Here is a 22,999-nt window from a genome sequence, read left to right as displayed (position 1 = left end):
GCACTTTTTCACACTATGGCAAAAGCTAATGAGCCGATGCCACTTCGTTAGTGACCTTAACCTTAGCAACCAAAATAGCAGCCAGCGCTGCCAGTACACTTGAGGCCAACAGACAGGCAAACAAGCCATATTGCTGATATACCACGCCAGAGAATACGGTACCAATTAATCGCCCCATGGCATTGGCCATATAATAAAAACCCACATCCATCGAAACACCGTCTTCCTTGGCGATAGCGACAACGGCATAACTATGCACAGCAGAGTTTACTGCAAAGACCGCCCCAAAGATCAGTAAACCAACAACGAGTACTGTCGAGATAGGTAATGCGCTGTGAAGGGCAAAGATTAGGCACAATGTTGTTAACGTAAGTATTGCGCCCCATTTACTCGCAATGGCGTGAACAGGCTTATCGCTCAATTTAACCCATTTGGGGGTTATCGCTTGTACTATGCCATAACCAATGACCCAAAGTGCCATAAACAGCCCTACTTCGTGGTGCTGCCAATTCAGCTGACTCACGAAAAATACCGGGATCGCGACAACAAACCAAACATCACGCGCAGCGAACAAGCACAAACGGGCAGCAGACAAATAGTTTAGCGCGGCAGATTTGGAAAAAATATCGTTGAATTTAGGCTTGTACTTCGCTTTGCCTAAGTCTTTTTTCAGTAATAGCTGGCTAGCAATCACTACCACGAATAACACACTTGCCATTGCTATCATTGCCGATTGAAAACCAAGTACAGAAAGTAAGGCTCCGCCCATAAAAAAACCGACGCCTTTAAGGGTGTTTTTAGAACCCGTAAGGATTGCCACCCACTTAAACAGCGCACCTTGCTGGCCTTTAGGCACAAGTGTTTTGATACTGCTTTTGGCACTCATTTTATTGAGATCTTTAGCAATCCCAGATAAGGCTTGTGCCGCCATGACCCAAGCGGCGGTAAGGTAGTGATCAGGCAAAGCCAACATCGCCAATGCCAGCACTTGCATCACTAACCCTGCTTGCATCGTCCGGTTTAGCCCTATCCTAGCGCCCAACCAGCCGCCAATAAGATTGGTCACAACGCCAAAAAACTCATAAAACAAAAAGAGCATGGCAATTGCGAGTGGTGAGTACCCAAGCTGATGGAAATACAGTACCACCAGCATACGCAATGCACCGTCAGTTAATGTAAACGCCCAATAGTTACCCGTGATCAGCAAATACTGTTTCACCTCATTAGGCAGGGCAGCGAGCTTAGCTAACACTTAAACCCACCATTTTTGCCAGCTCTGCTGTACGATTGGCATAACCCCACTCATTGTCGTACCACAGGTACATTTTCAAGTGAGTATCGTTAACGACCATGGTTGATAAGGCATCAACGATGCTCGAACGCGGATCGGTTTTGTAATCCACCGACACTAACGGCTTTTCTTCATAACCTAATATGCCTTTTAGCTCGTGCTCGGCAGCCTTTGACATTAACTCATTAATTTCTTCAACCGTCACCGGGCGCTCCATTTCAAAAGCACAGTCGGTAATTGAAGCATTCGCCAGCGGCACGCGCACAGCATGGCCGTTTAAACGCCCTGTTAACTCAGGGAAAATATGGGTGATCGCAGTTGCTGAACCTGTCGTTGTCGGGATCAAACTTTGCCCGCATGCACGAGCGCGGCGCAAGTCTTTGTGTGGCGCATCTAAAATGGTTTGCGTGTTCGTAATATCGTGAATGGTGGTCATACTACCGTGCTTGATACCAATATTTTCTTGTAGCACTTTCACCACAGGAGCGAGGCAGTTAGTGGTACAAGAGGCTGCGGTAACAATTGGGTGTTCATCAACATGGTAAAGATTGTCATTTACGCCCATGACAATATTTAACACGCCCTCTTCTTTAACTGGCGCGGTCACAACAACACGCTTAACTCCTTGGTCTAAGTAGGCTTGTAGCTTCTCTTGGGTTTTCATTTTACCCGAAGCTTCAATCACAATATCGCACCCCGACCAATCAGTATCGGCAATATGAGTATTGGCGGTGACAGTAATCTGTTGCTCGCCAATCTTCATGATATTGCCCTTCGCACTTGCCTCGTATTGCCAAGTGCCATGCACTGAGTCGTAATTCATGAGGTGCGCTAGCGTGGCGGCATCACCGGCGGGATCGTTAATTTGTACAAAACTAAGTTCTGGCCACTGCCATGCAGCACGCATGACTAATCGCCCCATACGGCCAAAACCGTTAATACCTACTTTAATTGCCATGACGAATCTCTCTATCCAATTCTCTCGTTAGTTCTTTGCTGTTCTTTGCCCAGTCTTTACCAAACCAAGATACATACAAAATTTCATATATTTAAATTTTCACATATTAAAATAATAACCGCAACCTATAACTTGCCATCATTCAACACTGCATAAATCAATTTTTCCAGGATATAGCTCGCACTCGTTATCAAGCTTGTAATTCGAAATAGTGCCCTAGGCCAAGGGTAAATAACCATACGCCCCATAAACTATGTTCTAGTGCGACCAATAATGTTGAACGCGACACCGCGTAGGTTTGACTAAAACAATAACCGGCCACAGTGGAAAGCAATACGGCTACCCAATTCCCGTAGATGATATGCGCAAAACCAAAACTTGTTGAACTAAGCCATATACGGTGTTGCTTACGCGGCAATATGGTTTTATAGCGATGAAATAAAAACGTGCGAAAGATAACTTCTTGCGGCAATGCTGAAAACAGCGGATAGAGTAAAAGCAATAGCAACCAAGTATCAGGCCAGTTTAGTGGTAATTGAAATAGTGATTCGGGTGCCAATATCGCAACAGCTAATGTGCTGCTCAGCATTAAACCAAAGAAAAATACCATAGTTGCGCCAAAGCGACGATTAAACCCCAACCTATTGGTTAAGCGAAAGCGCTTGAAACGCCGATCTTTAATGAGTAACCAAAGGCAAATAGCGCCAACAAGGCTTAAAATCGGCAATACCAAGGCGCTAATGAAATGATTAAATTGCCAGAGCAATAGTGGTAGTAAAACAAATAAGCAAGTGAGTTCAAGCCAGTATTTAAGCGATGAATGTCGGTTTAGGCTAGACGGTTTCACTGGCGAAGCCTCGATGTTATTCGTTAGAATGGGGGATTATTTAACTTTAGTTCAAGCCCTGTGCGGTGTCCTGTGGTCTCGCAAGTTGCAGAGATAAATACCGGGTCACGCCATCAACAATCACTCAAGTTAAGCTGATTACCTAAACAAAAGTACTAGATGAAATTTGCAACATTAAACCGTACCATTCACAAATGGGCGAGCCTAGTTATTGCCTTGCCTTTGCTGCTCGTTATCGTGACGGGGATTTTACTACTCGTCAGAAAAGAGTTTGCGATTCTCCAGCCGCCGACTCAGCATGGAATCGCTAAAGTACCGACGATTGATTTTGCCACTATATTAGCCAATACCAAGACAGTTGACGTTGCCAACGTGAATAGCTGGCAAGATATCGACCGCTTAGATGTACGCCCTAGCAAAGGGGTGATCAAAGTGCGCACCAAAAGCTCATGGGAAGTGCAACTCGACAGCGAAACAGGCAAAGTGCTGCAAGTGGCTTACCGGAATTCAGAATTTATTGAAAGTTTGCACGATGGCACCTTCTTTCAAAAGCAAGCCAATTTATGGCTTATGCTGCCAGTTGCCATTGTTTTGCTATTACTGTGGCTAACAGGCTTGTACCTGTTCTGCTTGCCTTATTACAAAAAATGGCGAAGAAAGCATAACGCTCTCGACTAACCCGCTGCCTAAATCCTTTAAACAAGCACATCAAACGCCAGCACAGCTAGGACAAGCAAACTAAAGTTTGCTTGTCCTCGTAATACCCGTACAACACAGATTTTTCAATCAGTTATACATGAGATTACGCCCTTTTGCCGGTATACACTTTTGACCACCTAAATCACCGCTTAACTGTGCTTTATTTATTCAAGGTAAGTCACAATGATTAGCGGCTCTCAACAAAACCATCACCTTCATCATTCGACTTTAACGGCAAAGCAGGACATTGCCGTGGTGTGGTTGAAACGAGATCTTCGACTAAGCGATCACCTGCCGCTGGCGCTTGCCGCACAAACTAAGCTGCCAGTGCTGCTTGTCTATATTGTTGAAGACATTATGCTTGCCGACGAGCATATGTCATTGCGCCATTGGCGCTTTATTTTCCAATCTTGGCAAAGTATTGATCAGTCACTCACGCAGCTAAACGTTCACGCTAACTTACTTGTGCTTAAAGGCGATGCTATTGAGTGCCTAACTCAACTCACGCAGCTCTTTAATCTTCGATACCTGTTTAGCCACCAAGAGACGGGGCTAGATCACACCTTTACCCGCGACAAACAAGTCAAACACTGGTGCCAGACAAACCACCTTGTGTGGCAAGAATGTCAAGCAGGTGCCGTTGTTCGCGGCTTACGTCATCGGCTTGATTGGGATAAACGTTGGCAGCAATATATGCGAGCGCCGCAGGTCAGTGTCGACTTAGCTAGCGTCAATTGGTTAATGATGCCTCAAGCACAACTCAGTCAGCTTGATATCTTTGAAGTGCCAGACAGTTGGCAACAACTTGATGATAACTTTCAACATGGCGGAGAACAGCAAGCACTGGCAACAATAGCATCCTTCTTTATTCAACGCGGCCAGCGTTACCATTATTCAATCTCCAGCCCCAGTGCTAGTCGCGAAGCTTGCTCTCGGCTTTCGCCTTACCTAGCGTGGGGCAATATAAGTCTGCGCTATGCCTACCAAACCTTGTTAAGCCACTGGCAACGGCCAGGCTGGCGCAGAGCCTTGTCAGCACTCTCGTCACGACTCCATTGGCATTGCCATTTTATTCAAAAATTCGAAGCTGAGCCTGAGCTTGAGTTTCAGCATTTAAACCCTGGTTATAATGATTTTCCTTACCAAAGCGGCGCCCAGGCCAAGCAAGCATTAACGGCCTGGCAAGACGGTAAAACCGGCTATCCACTCGTTGATGCTTGCATGCGCTGTCTAGCGCAAACGGGTTATATCAACTTTCGCATGCGCGCCATGCTGGTGAGTTTTCTTTGTCACCATCTGCTCCTCGATTGGCGTTTAGGCGTGAAGCACCTTGCCCGTTATTTTCTCGACTACGAGCCAGGCATTCATTACACGCAATTTCAAATGCAAGCGGGTGTGACAGGCATTAACACCATCCGCGTCTATAACCCGATCAAACAATCTCAAGAGCAAGATCCTGAGGGTATTTTTATTAAGCAATGGCTACCTGAGCTATCTCAAGTGCCAGCGCCGCTTATCCATAAGCCATGGGAATTAACTCCTATGGAGCAACAAATGTATGATGTTCAGCTGGGTCAAGATTACCCAGAGCCTATTGTTGATATCACCGCCACAGGCAAACAATCCAGAGATTTATTGTGGCGCTGGCGAAAGCAGCCTGGCGTGGTAGTGCATATTAATGCCATTCTTGCCAAACACGTGCGTCCCAACCAATAGCGACTGTTAGCTCAAGCAAATAAGACTGGCAGATAGCACAGCACGCGCATTTTACCATGACTACATCTTGTTACAGGCATGTTGTTGATGAACAAACAAGCGATCTGATACGCTCGCCATCGAAGGAAAGACCCTAGACAACACCTGAGCAGTAGAAAGGAAAAATCATGGAGTTACACCAGTATCGTCGTTTTCGTGGATTCACATTAATAGAGCTTGTTACCGTTATTCTGATACTCGGAATTTTAGCCGCAGTTGCCCTACCAAGGTTCATTGACCTACAGACTGATGCTCGCAACAGCACGTTAATGGCGGTCAAGGGGCAAATCGAGTCGCAAGCGAATGTCGTGTTTGCAAAGTTGGCAGTCGTTGGCCTCGCTGATCGTAACCCTGCTCGAACTGACCCAGTGACAGGTGGCGGCTACTTTGGAAATGAGCCAGCGAATAACCCATTCAATAATATTTGTGGACAAGATTGCTACTTTATTTACGGCACGCCTTCGGCCTCAGCGACAACGATTCCTTCGCTTATTGAGTCCATAGGCCAAGATCAAGAGTTTGTCTTTGCGGGCTACCACAGCAACGATTGGGTAGCGCAGGGGGTGACAGGTACCAATGTGGTGGCAACCTTTTCTTTTCGAGACAATGTGAATATTGCCGCTCAACCTGGTCAAAACAGCCTTAAATCCGATAATTGCTATATCTGGTACTCAGGCGCGAGAGCCGATCGCACTTACAAGGCCGGCGTAGTTCCTTGTCAGTAAAAAAACTCACTGCATAACTGCACCTAGTGCTTTTCTAATTCACTTTTTATCGCAACGCCAATGTGAATGTTGTTGGCATACTGCAAATTTAAGGCTCTCCTACGCGCGTTTAACAAGTTAGGCACTCATTTACCCCTCTAAAAGTCAGAGGGGGTAAATTCAATAGAATTTGACAGTGAGAAAGTTTCGACTAACTTGCTATATAGGGAATATTAATAACCTTAATACGTTTATTCGTTCGTCACCCACCTCTTCACATCTTTTCATGACAAGAATGCGTATCACAAGGTATCCAACTAAACCTGTGTTTTAGGGGCGCTAAGTGGTTAATAAAATTTTGCTAGTAGCGGCATTAGTGCTTTTTTGTGGTAGCGCTAGCGCCGACGAAAAGCTTGTGCTTCGCAGTGCCGTATCACCAGACTTTATTGATGGCTTACATGCAAAATATCTCAATTACATTGCTGAAAATCTAATGATGGATATCGACATTAAACCTCTGTCATTTTCACGCAGGCTACGCGCTTTGCAAAAAGGTGAGCTGGATATTTTAGTCGGCTTGCAAGATGCCGCTGAACAACAAGAAAACCTTATTTACATCGATCCGCCCTACCAAGTGTTAGCCTCCACGTTTTTTGTTCGCGCCCCAGAAAAGTCAGCCCTGACAAATTACCAAGATCTTGCTGCTAAACGTATTGCCATCACCGCTCAAGTCGCGTATTTCGATGAATTTGATAATGACGACTCACTCGCCAAAGTCGTAGTAGACTCTTTAGAGCAGAAGATAAAATTACTGATCAATCATCGTGTTGACACATTTATTCACAATTACGAGAGCACCTTAGTCAACTTAAAATTGTCAGCGCTGAGCGATAAGGTAACACCAGCCATTTACCAACCGAGTGATAAACGAAAATACTATTTTTCGATTAGTCGACGTTCACAATTAATGCCGCATTTGGAGCTGCTCAGGCGCGTGATAGAGCAAGGCGTAGCGAATGGTGCATTTATCGAAATTCGCGAGCAACATTACCGAGACTTGTCACGTCGAGCTCAGCCAATAGATTCACTGGCAATTGCTTTCAAATAGCAAGGTTAATTTACTCAGTTAGGTATCAAGATTAACCGCAGATCTTGGCTTTATTTTTGATTCTCTTGTCACGCTTCCCGCTGCGAAGCCGCTCAAAGTAACAAAGAGATGGTTATAAAAATGAGGGAAATGAAATAAAAAATGGAAACTAGCCACAACATTCACTAGTTTCCACTATTTTATGTCACCTTTAGCTAAATAAAACGCTTAGCTCGCGTTCTGATCGAGCATATCTGAAAGGTTAGCCATCAACCAAGTAGCGCCAGACTGACTCCAGCCACCATCAACAGGTAAAATAGCACCTGAAATATAGCCTGCCTGATCACTGCCTAACATACCCGCCGCATTAGCGATATCATCAGGTGTCCCTTGGCGGCCTAGTGGTACAGATTTATCACACATGGCTTTGAGTTCTGGTGTTGGTGTTAAGCGCTCCATCCCTTCTGTGCCAGCGATTGGCCCCGGTACAATAGAGTTAATACGGATGCCATCTTGTCCCCACTCCATCGCTAAACTACGAGTCACCATATCAACACCGGCTTTTGCCGAGCAAACATGGGTTTGGTGCATCATAGGGAGGAAAGCTTGTGGTGCGGAAATATTTATCACGCTTGCCCCGGGCTTACGTAAATATTGATGACTTGCTTTCATCACATGAAAGGTGCCCATTAAATCAATTTCAACCACAGAGCGCACCGCATTAACTGACATATCGTTAACACGAGCAGGGAAATTACCCGCCGCACCAGAAACCAGCACATCGATGTCGCCGCCGAAGAAATCAACAACCTGACTAAAGCCGGCACTCACGTCATCTGCGTTGCGCACATCAAACGTCACGCCAAACGCTTCTGCGCCTAGCGCTTTTAATTGCTCAACTGCCGCATCTACTTTTTCCTGCTTACGTGAGGCGACCGCGATTTTTGCTCCCCAACGCGCAAAAGCTAGTGCAACTCCTAGGTTGATACCACTGGTACCACCAACAACAAATACATTTTTACCTTGATAGTTAAATTCGATACTCATTTTATTATCCTTTTGAAAAACTGGTGTTAAACCATCAACTGAAGGTTATCAATCAAGGGTTTATTTTCTTCGTCAATAATCGCAATTATCTCTTTATGTAAACGCTTTTTGTGCTCACCAAATATTGCGCGTTTTTTGTCAAAACCTTGTGCGAACGCTAACGCTTTGGCCTGTAGATCTTCATCGTCATCACAGGCTTGCTCAATCACATGGTCGTTAGCCAACTCTGATGCGCCAACGCGGCGACCTGTTAGTTTCATTTCATTAAAACGGTAGTACGGCATGGCCTTTTTCACAAAGGCAATCATGCCGGGCAAAAATGGAATTGACAGATCGACCTCAGGGAAGCAGAAAAACCCACGATCTGAGCGCATAAAACGGAAGTCACAAGCGCACGATAAAATTGCGCCATTACCAAAGGCATGACCGTTAATCGCAGCAATCACAGGGATTGGAAACAGCAGTAAGGTTTTAAACACTTCATCCATGTCGTACATAAACGCTTGGATTTGCGCGTATTGCTGTTGCTGCATTGCTGGCATTAGCCAGTCAGTATCAATGCCTAAGCTCCAGCTTTTCTCATCGCTTGACGTGATAATCAACGCCTTGTGATTTTCATTGCCTAGCACCGCACCCAACTGTGCCTTGAGCTCAGCAACAAATGCCGGATTGTGACGATTCTCATCATTAGTCATGGTAAGAATCGCAACGCTACCGTTAGTTTCTAATGTTGTTAAACTCATGGGGTTCACTGTGTTATAGGTTTATAAAATTATGATTTGCTTATCATTCTAACGAGTTAAGCAAGCGACGCAAACATTGGCGGGCATGCAATACTAATCCAATTGAATACATGCCTAAGTACACAGTCAGTTGTAGTGGATAGGCTCTGGAGCATTTGATGTGTCAAGCCAAGAAGAATGAAAATTTGGGGGAAGTCACACCCTTCCCCGCTCAATATAGTTTATTGGTCAACAATCGTATTGCGCTGAATACCTAAATCAATTTTACCGTCATCACTGACAATACTCGCTTCAATATAATCTCCCGCTTTGAGGTATTCTGGATTTTTTGCTTGCTTGCCAACAAACGCTTTCCATTTAACCGCTTCCGGTAACAAGCCGAGCAGTTTCACTACGGCCTTGGGTGGCACAGAGAGCGCACAGCCACCTGGTGAGCCAGTAAAAATCATATCCCCCGGTGCTAAGTCTTCTATTTGTGAAAGCTCGCTTAATGTTTCATGAGGCTTGTAGATCATGTTACTGCTGTGATCTTGCTGTTTGAGTTCGCCATTCACACTGAGCTTCAAATTCAGCTGCTCAAGGTACTGAGTTTCTTGAGCACTGAGCAAACATAAATATGGCCCTGTTGGGCAAAAAGTGCGATAGCTTTTGCCTTTATAAAATTGAACTTGTGGAATTTGAATATCTCGCGCGGTAACGTCATGCACCATCACCACACCAGCGATATATTCATGAATATTGTCGCGTGTTACTGTCACCGACTGGTTAATATCAGCGCCAATGACAACAGCTAATTCAACCTCATAGTCAAGCAATTTGACATGACCCGGCTTAACAATATCTGATTCAGGCCCGGTAATGCTGGCATCTGACTTGTGAAATAGTGTGTTGTATTCTTTCGCGTGCGGATCCATCCCGGTTTCAATACGGGCAGCTGGATAATTAGAGCCTTGGCATAAAATTCGACATGGCTTAGTGATCGGCGACAGCACCTCAATTTCCTCAGCATTAAGCAGCATATCTTGATAGTCCGCTAAATTACGCTGCATTTTAAAGGCCAGCTCTCGACCGTGTCGCAGAAATGACGGTGTATCGGGGCTGTCTATCTTAATATCGTAAAAGCCATTATCCCAAACGGCCCAACCGAGTTTTCCTGAAGTGGTATTTTTGTATCTGGCAATATGACAGGGCATAGTGTTTCTCTTTTATTTTAGTGTTTGTCGATAGTTGTTGTTATCGCTTGCTATGGTTACCAATAAATAGTGTTTTGAAGGCATGCACTGCTGGTTAGTGTTGGACTTCGCTATCTTTGGCTAACGGCTGAGATTGTGCGGCGCGCATTTGCGCAGGCGATACGCCCCACCACTTTTTAAAGGCTCTTAAAAAGCTTGCAGATTCAGAATAATCGAGTCTGGTTGCAACCACTTTGACGGGTAACGAGGCAGCGAGTAATAGCTCTCTGGCTAGCGTCATCTTAGTATCCATCACCACTGCCTTGAAGTTATGATTTTCTTCCTGCAATCGCCTTTTTAATGTGCGATCACTGATAAACAAGGAATTCGCTACGTCAGTTAACTTAGGCGAAAAATTCTTTTCTTGTAGAATGTAATTGCGAACTTTTTGTGCGAAGCCAGCAAATTTGTTGGTTTCATTAAGAATGCGTTGACACTCACTGAGAAAATGATTGTGGGCAATGGGATCGGTATTGGTAACAGGTAAATCAAGTAGTTCTTTAGACGCGATTAAGGCATAAAACGGTTGATTACTTCTGACTTTTAAACCAGAGATTTCAGCCAATTCTTGTTCATAATGAGGGTCTGAAAATGGCAACTGTAATTCGAAGTCTGACGCGTCGTAATCCGGACTCATTTCGCGTAAAAAGCGCAGCGTCATATAAAAATAGCGTTCAAAGGTAAATCGATGAATCGCAACAGGCAGGTGCTCCATATCTAATATAAAGGCAACACGGCCAAGGCTTTCTCGAAAACTCACCCGTGAAAGTAGAATAGACACTTCAGAAAAGCTCGCCATTGCCTCTAACGCCGAGCGCACCGTTGGGCTTGTTAATATCGCTAACCCCAAAACACCAAAGTTGGTGACATCCAGCGCCTGTGCAGCTTTTACCCCATACCCCGCCTGTTTTGGCAATACTTCGACGGCTCTCTCGATAACTTCAATTTCAGTTTGATTAGGAATATCAACATCTGCATTTAGTATTTGTTTGATATCTATTGCGGTGTCACCAAAGCACTCTGTGAGGTCTATGCCATTGGTGTCTAGTATATTGGCGATAGCTTGAATGGTTAGGTTTGCTCGTCTGTTGTCCTTCCACGACATAACTGTTCTGATTACCTCTATGTCAACTTAGGCTCTTTCAACCGCCTTAAAGCCAAATTTAAATATGATAAGACTGACAATGCATACAAGCATTTAGCGTAACGAGGGGAATACCTAAAATCTAATGAATATTTACGGTAAATGTCAGGCGCAAATATTAAGTAATAATGGCTGTGTAATTTTGATTGAAGATAAATATCGCCTTCATCAAGGTACTAGTAGATTTGAGCGTTAGACATTAGCCCAATAAACTTGGACGAGCCACGCTCAAACCTTACGCAGAGCTCATTTAGTCTAATAACAAATGTGGTGCCTATGACACCACAATCAAATTAGAATAAACCTTGGACGCTAACAGCGACTGAGGTATCACCTTCAACTTCAACATCGCCTTCCATTACTGCACTCATGGCATCTATTTCACCAGCCATGATCTCTTTCATAGTATCTAACGACATGGTGATTGTGCATGATGCATCTTTGTCTTCTGCAACCACTTCTTTGTTGTGAACATGAATCACGCTCGCATCACCAATTTTAAATTTAACTGATGAAGGGAAACCGCCAAATTTGTCAACCGCTGGGATTATAGCGTCAATTAATTCTTGTGTAGTCATTGTTGTAACCTTAATTCTTTTTTCTATTTAATCTTATGATAACGAGAATGGACGACCGTCTTTCTCTGAAATTGTGGTGCGATGCAATTCACGGCGGTAACCTTCGTAACCACCTGTCGCTTTATGTAAAACACTGCGATTGTCCCACATGACCAGCATGTCTTTTTCCCACTTGTGAGCATAAACGAATTGCTCTTGCACTTGCCAGCGTTGCAACTCCATTATCAAATTCATTGCTTCTTTTTGCGGCATATCTGACACACCAATAATATAGGCGATTGCTGAGCCGTATATTGATTCTTTGCCACTGACAGGGTGTTTTAGGATAAATGGATGTGTTTCTTGCTCTAACGCTTCATCAGAGGCAACCACTTCCATACTCTTGCTCTTGTACTTATCGCCGTATGAGCCTTTTTTCGAATAGCCCATTTTCGCGGAGTGGATTGCTAATTGGCCTTCTAAACGACTGCGCAGCTCTTGCGGCATCTCCTCCAGTGCGAGCACTTGGTTAGCAAACAAGGTATCGCCGCCAACTGGTGGAATTTCGATACTGTATAAGCAAGTCGCAAATGGAGGGGTAGATTTAAACGTCCAATCGGCATGCCAGATTTCAGCAAAAATTGCCGCGGTTTCGTCAGCTTCGCGCTGAATCGCGATCATATGTTCACGACCTGGCAAAGACTTAACAAAGGGGTCTATCGCCAGATCACCAAATGATGCTGATACACGCTCTAAGTCATCATCTGATAATTTTTGATCACGGAAAATAATCACGTGGTGTTCGCCCCAAGCTTGGCGAATTTCTTCAATCTGCTCATCACTCAAAGGCTGAGTTAAATCGACGCCCCCTATGTATGCGCCACAAGCTTCTCCCGTAGGGGTAACTGTAATGCCCATAATGCACTCCTGTTGTTTACTTTTTATAATAGTTGCTTAATTACCATAATAGAAAGTCAAACCACGAGACATGACACATTAGGCCAGGTAATTAACACAAGAGGCCACAATGGATGTATTTCAAACAAAAAATAATACGAACTGACTGAGCATTTATGCCTTTAATTTTTAGTAGCGAGCCTATCAATAACCACCCTGCTTCTTTTTGGTGGAAGGTATTTTGGAAGATCTTCGTCTAATTTTAACTGACAGATGGTTTGTAAGCACATTAAGAAATTTAAAACGGTGATAGCTAAAATAGAAAAACAAATGGTGAGCAGAGAAGCTAGGTATAAGATGTTGCTAAAAAAAGTGGTCACTAAAAAAGACCACTTCAAACGATAGTTTATAGATTGGCTATGCTATAACTAAACCTTACGACCACCTAACAAACGCAAGCAGAATAAGCTTAAACCTAAAAGTAAAATAGAATTTGGTGTTGGAATCGTTGCAGGATTATTAATCTCAGTTGCAATTTTAATACGAAGTGCAGCTTCAAGCTCAGCAAAAGTACTGGCCGCGAAGTCTAAGCCCGCTTCGTTCCATGAACAATCAGCGCTAGAACCTATGCCAAGACAATTCACTTCTGTATAACCATCAGCAAGAGCTTGATTTGTCGCCGCGTTACCAGATCCGGCAAAGCCCTCTCCATCAGTAGAAACATCAATCAATTTTCTAAAATTAGTATCAAACTCGCCCATATCAATTGTTGCTAGATAAGCATCCATGTCGGTTTGCACAGCACTAACACCAGCATCAATATTCGTTCCGCCACCACTAAAGGTCATGGCATTGATGGAATTTATAAGCGTAGTCCTGTCAGCTTCGTCATTTAACCTAATAGCGGTTTGCACAAGCTCAGTGCCACTAGAAAAGGTAAAAACATTGATCACCACACTGCCATCTGCTGGCACAATACTGGGATCACCTAGTACCGCAGCATAAGCTGCTGTTTGTGTGGCAAAGTTGGTGCTACCAATACTACCCGATTCATCTATCGCAATCCCCAATGCAGTGCGGATAAGAGCCGCTTGCGAACTGCTAACCATTGCGATAAAAAGTATAAAGATTACTGCTATTTTTTTTAACATAACTCTTTTCCTTCATCATTTACGTGTAATTCTTGTTGTCAAATAAGTACGACATCCTATACAGCTTTTAGTACTAGTAAGTCACACAACACCAGTACTGTAACGTTTATCAGCAATAACTTAGCCAAAATTATAAATAACAGTTTTTCAATACGTTAGATATTAGCGTAGAAGGTTAGCGCAGGTGTTTTAGAAGGGATGTAAACTATACTGACATTGCAAAAGTTAAGGGTATGCTAATTGATAAGAAGTACAAAACTACCTTAATTACCTTTTCAAATGGCAATAAAAAACCCGAGCAGTGCTCGGGTTTTTTCTGGGGTATAAAAGTAATACTTTTAAGGTAAAAGTTACTTCTTCGCCAACTTCTCTTTGATACGCGCTGAACGACCAGAGCGCTCGCGTAGGTAGTAAAGTTTAGATTGACGAACATCACCGCGGCGTTTAACTGCAATAGAGTCAACTAATGGGCTATGTGTCTGGAATACACGCTCAACGCCTACACCGTTCGAAATTTTGCGAACAGTGAAAGCTGAATGTAAACCACGGTTTTTAATCGCGATAACAACACCTTCAAACGCTTGAAGACGCTCTTTATCACCTTCTTTAACTTTTACTTGTACAACAACTGTGTCACCTTGCGCGAACGCAGGTACGTCAGTTTTCATTTGCTCTTGTTCAAGAGCTTTAATAATGTTACTCATAATTACCTCTTCCTAGGATTCACGGTCAGTGGCTTCACACTTGATTTGCTTGAGCATTTCAGCCTGCTCTGCCGTCAGAGCTAGGTCAGTTAAAAGTTCTGGTCGCCTGTGCCAAGTTCTTTCCAGTGACTGAAACTGTCGCCATTGTCGAATATGTTCGTGATTACCACTTAACAACACCTTAGGTACTGCTTTCTCATGTTCAGAGCCAGCGTCTAATACTTCTGGTCTTGTATAGTGTGGGCAATCTAATAAACCATCAGAAAACGAGTCTTGCTCGGCTGATAGCTCATGCCCTAGCACGCCGGGAACAAACCTTGCGACTGCGTCAATTACATTCATTGCCGGCAGTTCACCGCCACTTAAAATGTAATCACCGACTGACCATTCTTCGTCAATATCTGACTCGATGATCCGCTCGTCAATTCCTTCGTAACGCCCTGCCACAAAAATCAGGCAGTCGTCTTGTGCTAATTCACTCACGCCAACTTGGTCTAGTTTCCGGCCTTGCGGTGATAAATAAATCACCTTAGCGTTGCGGCCATCTGCTTGAGCTTTTGCCCTAGCAGCGTGAATCGCATCGCGTAGCGGTTGTACCATCATTAACATGCCCGGTCCGCCGCCATAAGGTCGGTCGTCCACAGTGCGATGTTTATCATGGGTAAAGTCTCTTGGATTCCACGAATGAAATTCAATTAAGCCTTTACGAATCGCTCGGCCTGTCACCCCATACTGTGTTATGGCATCAAACATCTCTGGAAAAAGGCTAATCACCCCAATCCACATTTTGCTGCTTGTCACAGTTTAAAAACCTGGGTCCCAGTCAACACAAATTTGTTTCGTTTCATTGCTTACCGAGACAATGACTTGGTCAAAAATATACGGAATTAACCGCTCTTTTTTACCGAAGCCGTCGTTGCGGTTCGCTTTAACAACCAGTACGTCGTTAGCGCCAGTTTCCATAATATCGGTGACTTCGCCTAGGTTATAACCTTTGTCGGTCACGACACTCATACCAATTAAATCACGCCAGTAAAACTCGCCTTCCGGCAACTCTGGTAATAGTGACTCATCAACAAATATTTCCGAATGTACTAAGCTTTGCGCTTGGTCGCGATCTTCCACATCTGCTAACTTGGCAATTAAGCCGTTATTATGTTTGCGCCAATCAACAATTTCCGCTGATTGTTCTTTACCACCTAATTTTAATGACCAAGGTGAATAGTCAAAAATAGCTTGAGGATCTTCAGTAAAGCTGTGAACTTTTACCCAGCCCTTGATACCGTAAACTGCGCCTACTTTACCCAGGAGGATTTTTTCACTCATATTACTCACCAATACATCCTAAAACTTACTAACTTAATTAAGCAGCTGCTTGAGCGTCTTTAACTAACTTAGCCACACGATCAGATAGACCAGCACCTTGACCAACCCAGTGGTTGATACGATCTAGGTCTAAGCGTAATTTTTCAGCTTGACCTTGTGCTGTTGGGTTGAAGAAACCTACTTTCTCGATGAAACGACCATCGCGAGAGTTACGGCTATCTGCAACAACAACCTGATAGAATGGACGCTTCTTCGCGCCACCACGAGCTAAACGAATGGTAACCATACCGTCCTCTATATATTTAATGTTAAACGAATTTTCCAGACACTTTCTGTACAACCAATTTTTCAGGCAGACAGAAAAGCTCGCGTATTCTACGCTTTTTGACTAAAAATGCAAGGAGATAATGAACTGGGGATTTGACGCCTTAGGTTGCCTGAAAGCCAATTTAATATAGTAGCGCTCAATGGCTTACAAAATGCTGGCAGCTAAACACTTATCGCTTAACCAATGCTCATGTCGATTTTCAAACGCACTTGAGCGGTGAGTAACAGCTGTTCACATTAAGTACAGTCGCGATAAACCGTGGCATAAACACAGTGCTAGCGTGCAACTCAAGCCAAAAACCCGTATACAATTATTTTACATTAATGTAACATGATTTTGGTTTTTTATCTGATGATGCTTAGATTGCTCGCCCTTAAACAGCGCAATTATCAATTAGATATAAAACAAAAAAGAAAAGCTAGAAGTTCAGTTTTAGTGAGTTTTAGTGGATAAAAACCTTACTTACTCGTAGTAAGCTTTCTTACAGAAATAATGGAAGAAATTGGAATGTTTCTATTATCAAAAATACCGGGGAAAATAGCACCCGGCCCTCTCATCTTATCGATGACAACAATTGTCAGCTCAATATTGTTAACTTCGCCAAGCGTTTTCGCTAACCAGTTAGCCGAAGAGTCTACTAGCTTTTTACAGCTAATCAAAACTTTAAAAGACAACAACACCATCTCTGAATCGCAATATCAGGCGCTAAAGCAGCAAGCTGAACATCAAGCAGAAGACGCTGCAGAGCTTATTGATGACAGTGATGAAAATGCATTAGCGATAGCAACGCAAGGCGGCTTGGAAGTGTCAACCTTTGACGGCCGATACGCGTTCGAAATTAGCGGTCGCTTAATGTATGACCTGACGGCATTCGATGAAGATAACGTTGAGCTGGGCAACGATTCCAGTATCCGCCGTGCTTATTTAGGTGTTGAAGGTAAGGTCGATTACGACTGGGGTTATAAATTAACCCTCGATTTTGCCGATGGCGATGTCGATATCAAAGACGCCTACTTGAGCTATCAAGGGCAAACGGGGTGGCTTTGGAAACTTGGCCATGCTAAAGAGCCTTTTAGCCTTGCCGAGCAAACTAGCAGTAAATATATCACCTTTTTAGAGCGCCCGTTGGCAACTGAGTTTGCGCCGGGTCGCAGCTTAGGTATTCACGCTAACACTTACGGTAATCAGTGGACATTTGCCGCCAGTTTAACTGCCGAGACCTGGGATGAAGATCCAGATGATGAAGGTGATGAAGGCTGGGGCGCTACAACGCGCGCTACCTATGCCCCTTGGCACAGTGATACCCAAGCGTTGCACTTTGGTGCCGCAATGTCATACCGTCAGACAAGTGACGACAATAGCGTCAAATTTGATATTCGCCCAGAAACCAAGAACACAGATATCAAGTACTTAAACACTGGCAAGATTAAACAAGCCAATAACATTAACCGTTATGGTATCGAGGCGGCTTGGGTTGAGGGGCCATTCTCAGTGCAATCTGAATATATCTTAACGGAAGTTGACGGTGACTTTGGTTCAAATCTTGCGTTTTCTGGTTGGTATATCACCAGCAGCTGGATGCTAACGGGCGAATCGCGAAACTACAAGTTTAAGAAAGGAGCCTTTGGCCGCATTAAACCTTATGCACCAGGCGGTGCCTGGGAGCTGGCAATTCGCCATAGCGCATTGGATTTGAACGATCAAGATGTCACCGGCGGTGATAGCAGCATTACTACCCTAGGGGTCAATTGGTATATCAATGATCGCATCCGTACCATGTTGAATTACGCTATGGTAAATAATGACGAGACTGCCGATGACAACGGTGATGTACAGCCCTCTGATGGCCCAAATTATTTTCAGTTAAGACTGCAAATGGACTTTTAAACAAGCTTAATAACAGGGAGGGGTTCTAATGTTACGCTTAGCAATGATTGCCATTTTGGTGGTTTCGCCATTGTTGTTTTTCGCTTCTGAGGCTGCGGCCAAGCCATTTGTCATCAGCAAAGTCAGCGACAACCCGAAAAAGCACTACGCTTATTTAAAACCTATGGCGGATTATCTGGCCAAACACTTGTCTGAATTCGGTTACACCGAAGGCCAAGTGTTAATGGCCAAAAACAACAAACAGATGATCCGCTATCTCAGGAAGAAAAAAGTCGATCTAGTCACGGAAACCATCTTTTCCAGCGTTGTCTTTCAAGATAAAGCCGGAGCAGAATTTCTGGTAAAGAAATGGAAAAAAGGCCAACGTGACTACGAAGCGATTATTTTCGCGCGCAAAGACAGCAATATTAATACCTTTGACGACTTCAAAGGCAAAGTGATTGCCTTTGAAGACCCCGGCTCTACCAGTGCGTTTTTTGTGCCTGCCGCCATGTTATTAACGCAAGGTCTCAAGCTGGAAAAACTTGAGTCAATTAGAGAGCAACCCTATCCGGACTCAGTTGGCTATGTATTTTCCAATGAAGAAATTAATACCTCCACTTGGGTTCATAAAAACTTAGTGCAAATAGGAGCACTTAACGACCACGACTGGCACAAAAGCGATCATTTACCGAAAAGCTATCGCGATGATTTTAAAATTATCGCTAAAAGCCAGCGGCTACCACGAGCGATTGAGTTAGTCAGGCCGGGCATGAGCGACGCCCTGAAAGACAAGCTTAAAGCGCTATTATTGAATATGCACAACGACCCTAGCGCCGCTACCATACTGGCCGGCTATCAACGGACAACAAAATTTGAAGAATTTGACGACAGTATTACTGACACCATAGCGTACGCACGTAATGTTGTTAATTTATTGAAAACTAAGCTGGACTAATGAAAAAAAAGTTACAGGTTCGCGTTGCCCGAACCATTATATTTTTCATTTTAACCATTATCACTGCCATGGGGGCTTATCTCACATGGCAGTCTGAGCTTGCCTCTCAACAGCTGCATCAGGTCAGTGAGTCGACCTTAGGTGATGCGCTAATGGAGCAGCTCAACAAAAAAGGCAAAGATACCGCTATTTATATGGCAGAAACGCTTACCAATGCACTGTACTCTTACGATCTGGAAGATATTAACCAATTAATCACTGCCATCACCAAACAACATGACATTATTTATGCCTATGTCTACGATGAACAAGATAAACTGTTGCACGATGGCTCGGCGCTCATTGACAGTTATGGCGAGCTGATCCCTACGAGTATCTCCACAGGTTTAGCGAAAGCACCCCATAGCGTTTTGGTTATCGAGCGAACCAATCAACTGCAATTCGCACGCAATGTCTTTATCGGTGAAGAAAAAATCGGCGGTGTGGTCATCGTGTTTTCACTTGATGGTATACGCACTGATATTAGCCAGTTAAATCAATCAATGGCCGAAATAGACAGCTCTCGGCTACGTGCTAATATCTACAGTATTGCCAGTGTTGCCATCATACTCACCGTATTTGGCTCTCTCGCCGCCTGGAAAATTACGCGCCGCTTAGTCATGCCAATTACCCAGCTTTCGCAATACGCCACCTACATAGGTGATGGCAATTATGATTTCAACATTGAGATATCCGATAACCAAGACGAAATAACCGAGTTAGCGGTTTCATTTAATCAGATGAAGGATAATCTGAAAACCTCATCTGAGCAGATTTACCAACTAGCCTATCAAGACGCGCTGACCAAACTCCCCAATCGGCGCTTATTCAAAGAAAAGCTGGAAGCGGCGATCCATCAAGAACAGGCTAAGTTTGCGGTACTGTTTATAGATATCGACAATTTTAAACACGTAAACGATAACTTAGGCCACGACGTTGGCGATGCTCTACTGGTTGAAGTTGCTGAACGACTCAAACAATCTGTGCGTTGTAGTGACGATATTTTTACCGCAGAGGAAAGTGAATTATCAGAGCTACCACAAAGCCATGCCATTATCGCGCGTATCGGGGGCGACGAGTTTACGGTGATTTTGCTTGATATCGACGATCCTGAGCTGATTTCTCCTATCACCCAAAGGATCATCAAAAACATTTGTCAACCTTATGTTATTAATGGCCAAAAAGCCTTTGTTGGCGCGAGTATTGGGGTTGCTACCTACCCTCAAGATGGCACAACAGCATCAAGTTTGATGAAAAATGCTGATATCGCTATGTACCACGCCAAGTTTAATGGCAAGAATCAATGTCAGTTTTATTCTTCAGACATCAATCAAGCGATAAGAAATGAATTAGCGATTGAAAATGATATTGCGTCAGCGCTAGAAGAAGAGCAGTTCCTATTACATTACCAGCCTAAAATTGACTTGCAGCGAGGTGGCTTATGCTCAGTTGAAGCATTGATCCGCTGGCATCACCCAGAGCGAGGTCGTGTCAGCCCAGCTGAGTTTATTCCTGTTGCCGAAAACACCGGGCTAATTCTGCCGATGGGCGAGTGGATCATTGAAACCGCTTGTCGACAGCTAAAAGACTGGCAATCAACGCAAGCTAATCAGGTTGCCATCGCCATCAATATTTCAGCCATCCAGTTTAAACAGGCGGAGCTGGACGATGTGATTTTAAGTATGCTGGATAAATATCAGCTCCCTTACCACTTGCTTGAAATTGAAGTCACCGAAACCGTTGTTATCGAAAATGAAGAAGAGGCGATTAGAATACTTACGCGATTGAGCCAGGCCGGTATTCACATTTGGATAGATGACTTTGGCACAGGCTATTCATCACTCGGTTATCTGCGTAAACTGCCCATATACGGCGTTAAGATTGACTACTCATTTATCCGCGATATTGATAAAAACGAGGGGGCTCAAAAGCTATGTCAGGCAATCATCGCCATGGCCAATAGTTTAAACTTAAAAGTGGTTGCAGAAGGGATAGAGCAAATCAGCCAAGAGAGCATCGTTAAACGCTTGCATTGTGACTACGCTCAGGGTTTTCTCTATGGTAAGGCGCAACCAGGTGACGTGCTATTAGAAAACTTTTTTGAGCAAAAAGAAAATGAAAATGCTGTCAACTCAGTGCGGGAAGTTGACAGCTCAATTCTAAAAAACTAAACAGCCAAAAAATCAGTATTAACGGCCGAACATACCACCGCCCATACCTGGCGGCATCATACCTTTCATACCGCGCATCATTTTCTGCATGCCGCCTTTACCCGACATTTTCTTCATCATTTTCTGCATCAGGGTAAATTGTTTTAATAGCTTATTCACGTCTTGAATTTGCGTACCAGAGCCGGCAGCAATGCGACGTTTACGAGAGCCTTTGATGATATCAGGGCGAGCGCGCTCTGCTGGTGTCATGGAGTTAATAATGGCTTCCATTTGCACGGTAATTTTATCATCCATCTGACCTTTCACTTGCTCAGATAAATTGCCCATGCCCGGCAGCTTGTCCATCAAGCCCATCATACCGCCCATGTTTTTCATTTGTACCAGCTGCTCACGGAAGTCTTCTAAGTCAAAGCCTTTGCCTGCTTTTACCTTCTTCGCAAGCTTCTCAGCTTTCTTCTTATCGACTTTTTGCTCGACTTCTTCGATAAGCGATAAGACATCACCCATACCAAGAATACGTGAGGCAATACGATCTGGGTGGAAAGGCTCTAACGCATCAGTTTTCTCACCAACACCAATAAACTTGATTGGCTTGCCAGTGATATGACGAATTGACAACGCCGCACCACCACGGGCATCACCATCGGTTTTGGTTAATACCACACCGGTTAATGGCAGCGCATCGTTGAACGCCTTTGCCGTATTCGCCGCATCTTGACCTGTCATAGCATCAACGGTGAATAAGGTTTCAACAGGCTTAATCGCGGCGTGTAGTGCTTGAATCTCACCCATCATGTCTTCATCAACATGTAAGCGACCGGCTGTATCAACAATCAATACATCAAAAAATTGGCGTTTGGCATGATCAATCGCCGCATTGGCAATATCGACAGGCTTTTGCTTGATATCACTTGGGAAGAATTCGACACCGACTTCACTTGCTAAGGTTTCAAGCTGCTTAATTGCCGCCGGGCGGTAAACGTCCGCACTAACAACCAGTACCTTTTTCTTTTCACGCTCTTTTAAGAATTTTGAAAGCTTAGCCACCGAGGTTGTTTTACCTGCACCTTGTAAGCCGGCCATCAAGACCACAGCTGGTGGCGCCGCTTTTAAATCGAGCGCTTCGTTCACTTCACCCATGGCTGTTTCCAGCTCAGTGCGAACAATTTTAACGAATACTTGGCCCGGTGTTAGGCTTTTCGAAACTTCCTGACCGACCGCACGCTCTTTCACTTTTTTAATAAAATCGCGGATAACTGGTAAAGCGACATCCGCTTCTAATAATGCCATACGCACTTCGCGCAGGGTGTCTTTGATATTATCTTCGGTCAGGCGACCACGACCACTGATGTTTTTAAGCGTTTTGGTTAAACGATCGGAAAGATTCTCAAACATGGAAGTCTCAACAAGTGAATTAGGTGAAAAAATCTGCCGCTATTATACGCGTTCAACAGGCAATTAAAATAATTCCCTACGGGTTTTGCGGAAAATAGCT

General features: G+C 44.1%; 22 protein-coding genes. 7 read left to right on the top strand and 15 right to left on the bottom strand.

Annotated features, from left to right (window positions below; all coding sequences use genetic code 11):
• Positions 1–25: 25 nt before the first annotated feature.
• The 3 genes from arsJ to DXX93_RS04460 form a co-directional block, all read right to left on the bottom strand.
• The gene (gene arsJ / locus DXX93_RS04470) at positions 26–1,252 is read right to left on the bottom strand and encodes an organoarsenical effux MFS transporter ArsJ (protein ID WP_116007015.1); all 1,227 of its coding nucleotides are present in this window, start codon (positions 1,250–1,252) and stop codon (positions 26–28) included.
• Entirely contained in the window at positions 1,242–2,249 is a 1,008-nt protein-coding gene (locus tag DXX93_RS04465) for an ArsJ-associated glyceraldehyde-3-phosphate dehydrogenase (protein ID WP_116007014.1), read from the bottom strand. The genes arsJ and DXX93_RS04465 overlap by 11 nt, the downstream gene beginning before the upstream one ends.
• A 190-nt stretch (positions 2,250–2,439) precedes the next feature.
• The gene (locus DXX93_RS04460) at positions 2,440–3,096 is read right to left on the bottom strand and encodes a CPBP family intramembrane glutamic endopeptidase (RefSeq protein ID WP_116007013.1); all 657 of its coding nucleotides are present in this window, start codon (positions 3,094–3,096) and stop codon (positions 2,440–2,442) included.
• A 159-nt stretch (positions 3,097–3,255) separates the two neighbouring features.
• Between DXX93_RS04460 and DXX93_RS04455 the strand changes: the two genes are divergently transcribed.
• From DXX93_RS04455 to DXX93_RS04440, 4 genes are all read left to right on the top strand, one after another.
• Entirely contained in the window at positions 3,256–3,774 is a 519-nt protein-coding gene (locus tag DXX93_RS04455; RefSeq protein ID WP_116007012.1) for a PepSY-associated TM helix domain-containing protein, read from the top strand.
• Positions 3,775–3,978: 204 nt separating this feature from the next.
• Complete coding sequence (locus tag DXX93_RS04450) at positions 3,979–5,511, top strand: cryptochrome/deoxyribodipyrimidine photo-lyase family protein (RefSeq protein ID WP_116007011.1); 1,533 nt, start codon at positions 3,979–3,981, stop codon at positions 5,509–5,511.
• Between the two features lie 167 nt (positions 5,512–5,678).
• Positions 5,679–6,275 carry a type IV pilin protein gene (locus DXX93_RS21100; protein ID WP_116007010.1) on the top strand — a complete coding sequence of 199 codons (597 nt, stop codon included), beginning with the start codon at positions 5,679–5,681 and terminating at the stop codon, positions 6,273–6,275.
• A 322-nt stretch (positions 6,276–6,597) separates the two neighbouring features.
• On the top strand, positions 6,598–7,362 hold the full coding sequence (locus tag DXX93_RS04440; RefSeq protein WP_116007009.1) for a substrate-binding periplasmic protein: 765 nt from the start codon (positions 6,598–6,600) through the stop codon (positions 7,360–7,362).
• 207 nt (positions 7,363–7,569) lie between these two features.
• On the opposite strand, the gene DXX93_RS04435 is transcribed toward DXX93_RS04440, so the two are convergent.
• From DXX93_RS04435 to rpsP, 11 genes are all read right to left on the bottom strand, one after another.
• Positions 7,570–8,388 carry an SDR family oxidoreductase gene (locus DXX93_RS04435; RefSeq protein ID WP_116007008.1) on the bottom strand — a complete coding sequence of 273 codons (819 nt, stop codon included), beginning with the start codon at positions 8,386–8,388 and terminating at the stop codon, positions 7,570–7,572.
• A gap of 26 nt (positions 8,389–8,414) precedes the next feature.
• Entirely contained in the window at positions 8,415–9,131 is a 717-nt protein-coding gene (locus DXX93_RS04430) for an enoyl-CoA hydratase/isomerase family protein (RefSeq protein ID WP_116009830.1), read from the bottom strand.
• Between the two features lie 221 nt (positions 9,132–9,352).
• Positions 9,353–10,324 carry a fumarylacetoacetate hydrolase family protein gene (locus DXX93_RS04425; protein ID WP_116007007.1) on the bottom strand — a complete coding sequence of 324 codons (972 nt, stop codon included), beginning with the start codon at positions 10,322–10,324 and terminating at the stop codon, positions 9,353–9,355.
• A gap of 94 nt (positions 10,325–10,418) precedes the next feature.
• Positions 10,419–11,468, bottom strand: coding sequence for an AraC family transcriptional regulator (locus tag DXX93_RS04420; protein WP_116007006.1), 1,050 nt, complete (start codon positions 11,466–11,468; stop codon positions 10,419–10,421).
• Positions 11,469–11,800: 332 nt separating this feature from the next.
• Positions 11,801–12,085 carry an SCP2 sterol-binding domain-containing protein gene (locus tag DXX93_RS04415; RefSeq protein ID WP_116007005.1) on the bottom strand — a complete coding sequence of 95 codons (285 nt, stop codon included), beginning with the start codon at positions 12,083–12,085 and terminating at the stop codon, positions 11,801–11,803.
• 33 nt (positions 12,086–12,118) lie between these two features.
• Positions 12,119–12,982 (bottom strand): TauD/TfdA dioxygenase family protein, encoded by an 864-nt coding sequence (locus DXX93_RS04410; RefSeq protein WP_116007004.1) that lies wholly within the window; start codon positions 12,980–12,982, stop codon positions 12,119–12,121.
• Between the two features lie 407 nt (positions 12,983–13,389).
• Positions 13,390–14,112: a VWA domain-containing protein gene (locus DXX93_RS04405; RefSeq protein WP_116007003.1), complete on the bottom strand. Its 723-nt coding sequence runs from the start codon at positions 14,110–14,112 to the stop codon at positions 13,390–13,392.
• A 350-nt stretch (positions 14,113–14,462) separates the two neighbouring features.
• On the bottom strand, positions 14,463–14,816 hold the full coding sequence (gene rplS, locus DXX93_RS04400; RefSeq protein WP_116007002.1) for a 50S ribosomal protein L19: 354 nt from the start codon (positions 14,814–14,816) through the stop codon (positions 14,463–14,465).
• A gap of 12 nt (positions 14,817–14,828) precedes the next feature.
• Entirely contained in the window at positions 14,829–15,602 is a 774-nt protein-coding gene (gene trmD / locus DXX93_RS04395; protein ID WP_116007001.1) for a tRNA (guanosine(37)-N1)-methyltransferase TrmD, read from the bottom strand.
• 18 nt (positions 15,603–15,620) lie between these two features.
• Positions 15,621–16,142 carry a ribosome maturation factor RimM gene (gene rimM, locus DXX93_RS04390; protein ID WP_116002289.1) on the bottom strand — a complete coding sequence of 174 codons (522 nt, stop codon included), beginning with the start codon at positions 16,140–16,142 and terminating at the stop codon, positions 15,621–15,623.
• Between the two features lie 37 nt (positions 16,143–16,179).
• Positions 16,180–16,428, bottom strand: a complete 249-nt coding sequence (gene rpsP, locus DXX93_RS04385; RefSeq protein WP_044835858.1) for a 30S ribosomal protein S16 — start codon at positions 16,426–16,428, stop codon at positions 16,180–16,182.
• A gap of 549 nt (positions 16,429–16,977) precedes the next feature.
• Between rpsP and DXX93_RS04380 the strand changes: the two genes are divergently transcribed.
• Genes DXX93_RS04380 through DXX93_RS04370 form a run of 3 tightly spaced genes read left to right on the top strand, consistent with a single transcriptional unit; the run spans position 16,978 to position 21,504 of the window.
• Positions 16,978–18,357 carry an OprO/OprP family phosphate-selective porin gene (locus DXX93_RS04380; RefSeq protein ID WP_181902138.1) on the top strand — a complete coding sequence of 460 codons (1,380 nt, stop codon included), beginning with the start codon at positions 16,978–16,980 and terminating at the stop codon, positions 18,355–18,357.
• 28 nt (positions 18,358–18,385) lie between these two features.
• The gene (locus tag DXX93_RS04375) at positions 18,386–19,294 is read left to right on the top strand and encodes a phosphate/phosphite/phosphonate ABC transporter substrate-binding protein (RefSeq protein WP_116006999.1); all 909 of its coding nucleotides are present in this window, start codon (positions 18,386–18,388) and stop codon (positions 19,292–19,294) included.
• On the top strand, positions 19,294–21,504 hold the full coding sequence (locus DXX93_RS04370; protein ID WP_116006998.1) for an EAL domain-containing protein: 2,211 nt from the start codon (positions 19,294–19,296) through the stop codon (positions 21,502–21,504). Before DXX93_RS04375 ends, DXX93_RS04370 begins: the two co-directional genes overlap by 1 nt.
• An 18-nt stretch (positions 21,505–21,522) precedes the next feature.
• Here DXX93_RS04370 and ffh read toward each other — a convergent pair whose 3' ends face one another.
• Positions 21,523–22,899 (bottom strand): signal recognition particle protein, encoded by a 1,377-nt coding sequence (ffh, locus tag DXX93_RS04365; protein ID WP_116006997.1) that lies wholly within the window; start codon positions 22,897–22,899, stop codon positions 21,523–21,525.
• Positions 22,900–22,999: the final 100 nt, after the last annotated feature.

It is taken from the genome of Thalassotalea euphylliae, assembly GCF_003390335.1.
Classification (GTDB): domain Bacteria; phylum Pseudomonadota; class Gammaproteobacteria; order Enterobacterales; family Alteromonadaceae; genus Thalassotalea_F; species Thalassotalea_F euphylliae_B.
Note: the sequence above shows the minus strand (reverse complement) of the source record. Positions and strands in the feature narration are given on the sequence as shown.

What these genes read in the sequence shown, in the direction of transcription:
- DXX93_RS04465 (WP_116007014.1), bottom strand. Translation starts at nt 2,249, where the DNA reads ATGGCAATTAAAGTAGGTATTAACGGTTTTGGCCGTATGGGGCGATTA.
- DXX93_RS04455 (WP_116007012.1), top strand. Translation starts at nt 3,256, where the DNA reads ATGAAATTTGCAACATTAAACCGTACCATTCACAAATGGGCGAGCCTA.
- DXX93_RS04450 (WP_116007011.1), top strand. Translation starts at nt 3,979, where the DNA reads ATGATTAGCGGCTCTCAACAAAACCATCACCTTCATCATTCGACTTTA.
- DXX93_RS21100 (WP_116007010.1), top strand. Translation starts at nt 5,679, where the DNA reads ATGGAGTTACACCAGTATCGTCGTTTTCGTGGATTCACATTAATAGAG.
- DXX93_RS04435 (WP_116007008.1), bottom strand. Translation starts at nt 8,388, where the DNA reads ATGAGTATCGAATTTAACTATCAAGGTAAAAATGTATTTGTTGTTGGT.
- DXX93_RS04430 (WP_116009830.1), bottom strand. Translation starts at nt 9,131, where the DNA reads ATGAGTTTAACAACATTAGAAACTAACGGTAGCGTTGCGATTCTTACC.
- DXX93_RS04425 (WP_116007007.1), bottom strand. Translation starts at nt 10,324, where the DNA reads ATGCCCTGTCATATTGCCAGATACAAAAATACCACTTCAGGAAAACTC.
- DXX93_RS04420 (WP_116007006.1), bottom strand. Translation starts at nt 11,468, where the DNA reads ATGTCGTGGAAGGACAACAGACGAGCAAACCTAACCATTCAAGCTATC.
- DXX93_RS04415 (WP_116007005.1), bottom strand. Translation starts at nt 12,085, where the DNA reads ATGACTACACAAGAATTAATTGACGCTATAATCCCAGCGGTTGACAAA.
- DXX93_RS04410 (WP_116007004.1), bottom strand. Translation starts at nt 12,982, where the DNA reads ATGGGCATTACAGTTACCCCTACGGGAGAAGCTTGTGGCGCATACATA.
- DXX93_RS04405 (WP_116007003.1), bottom strand. Translation starts at nt 14,112, where the DNA reads ATGTTAAAAAAAATAGCAGTAATCTTTATACTTTTTATCGCAATGGTT.
- rplS (WP_116007002.1), bottom strand. Translation starts at nt 14,816, where the DNA reads ATGAGTAACATTATTAAAGCTCTTGAACAAGAGCAAATGAAAACTGAC.
- trmD (WP_116007001.1), bottom strand. Translation starts at nt 15,602, where the DNA reads ATGTGGATTGGGGTGATTAGCCTTTTTCCAGAGATGTTTGATGCCATA.
- rimM (WP_116002289.1), bottom strand. Translation starts at nt 16,142, where the DNA reads ATGAGTGAAAAAATCCTCCTGGGTAAAGTAGGCGCAGTTTACGGTATC.
- rpsP (WP_044835858.1), bottom strand. Translation starts at nt 16,428, where the DNA reads ATGGTTACCATTCGTTTAGCTCGTGGTGGCGCGAAGAAGCGTCCATTC.
- DXX93_RS04380 (WP_181902138.1), top strand. Translation starts at nt 16,978, where the DNA reads ATGTTTCTATTATCAAAAATACCGGGGAAAATAGCACCCGGCCCTCTC.
- DXX93_RS04375 (WP_116006999.1), top strand. Translation starts at nt 18,386, where the DNA reads ATGTTACGCTTAGCAATGATTGCCATTTTGGTGGTTTCGCCATTGTTG.
- DXX93_RS04370 (WP_116006998.1), top strand. Translation starts at nt 19,294, where the DNA reads ATGAAAAAAAAGTTACAGGTTCGCGTTGCCCGAACCATTATATTTTTC.
- ffh (WP_116006997.1), bottom strand. Translation starts at nt 22,899, where the DNA reads ATGTTTGAGAATCTTTCCGATCGTTTAACCAAAACGCTTAAAAACATC.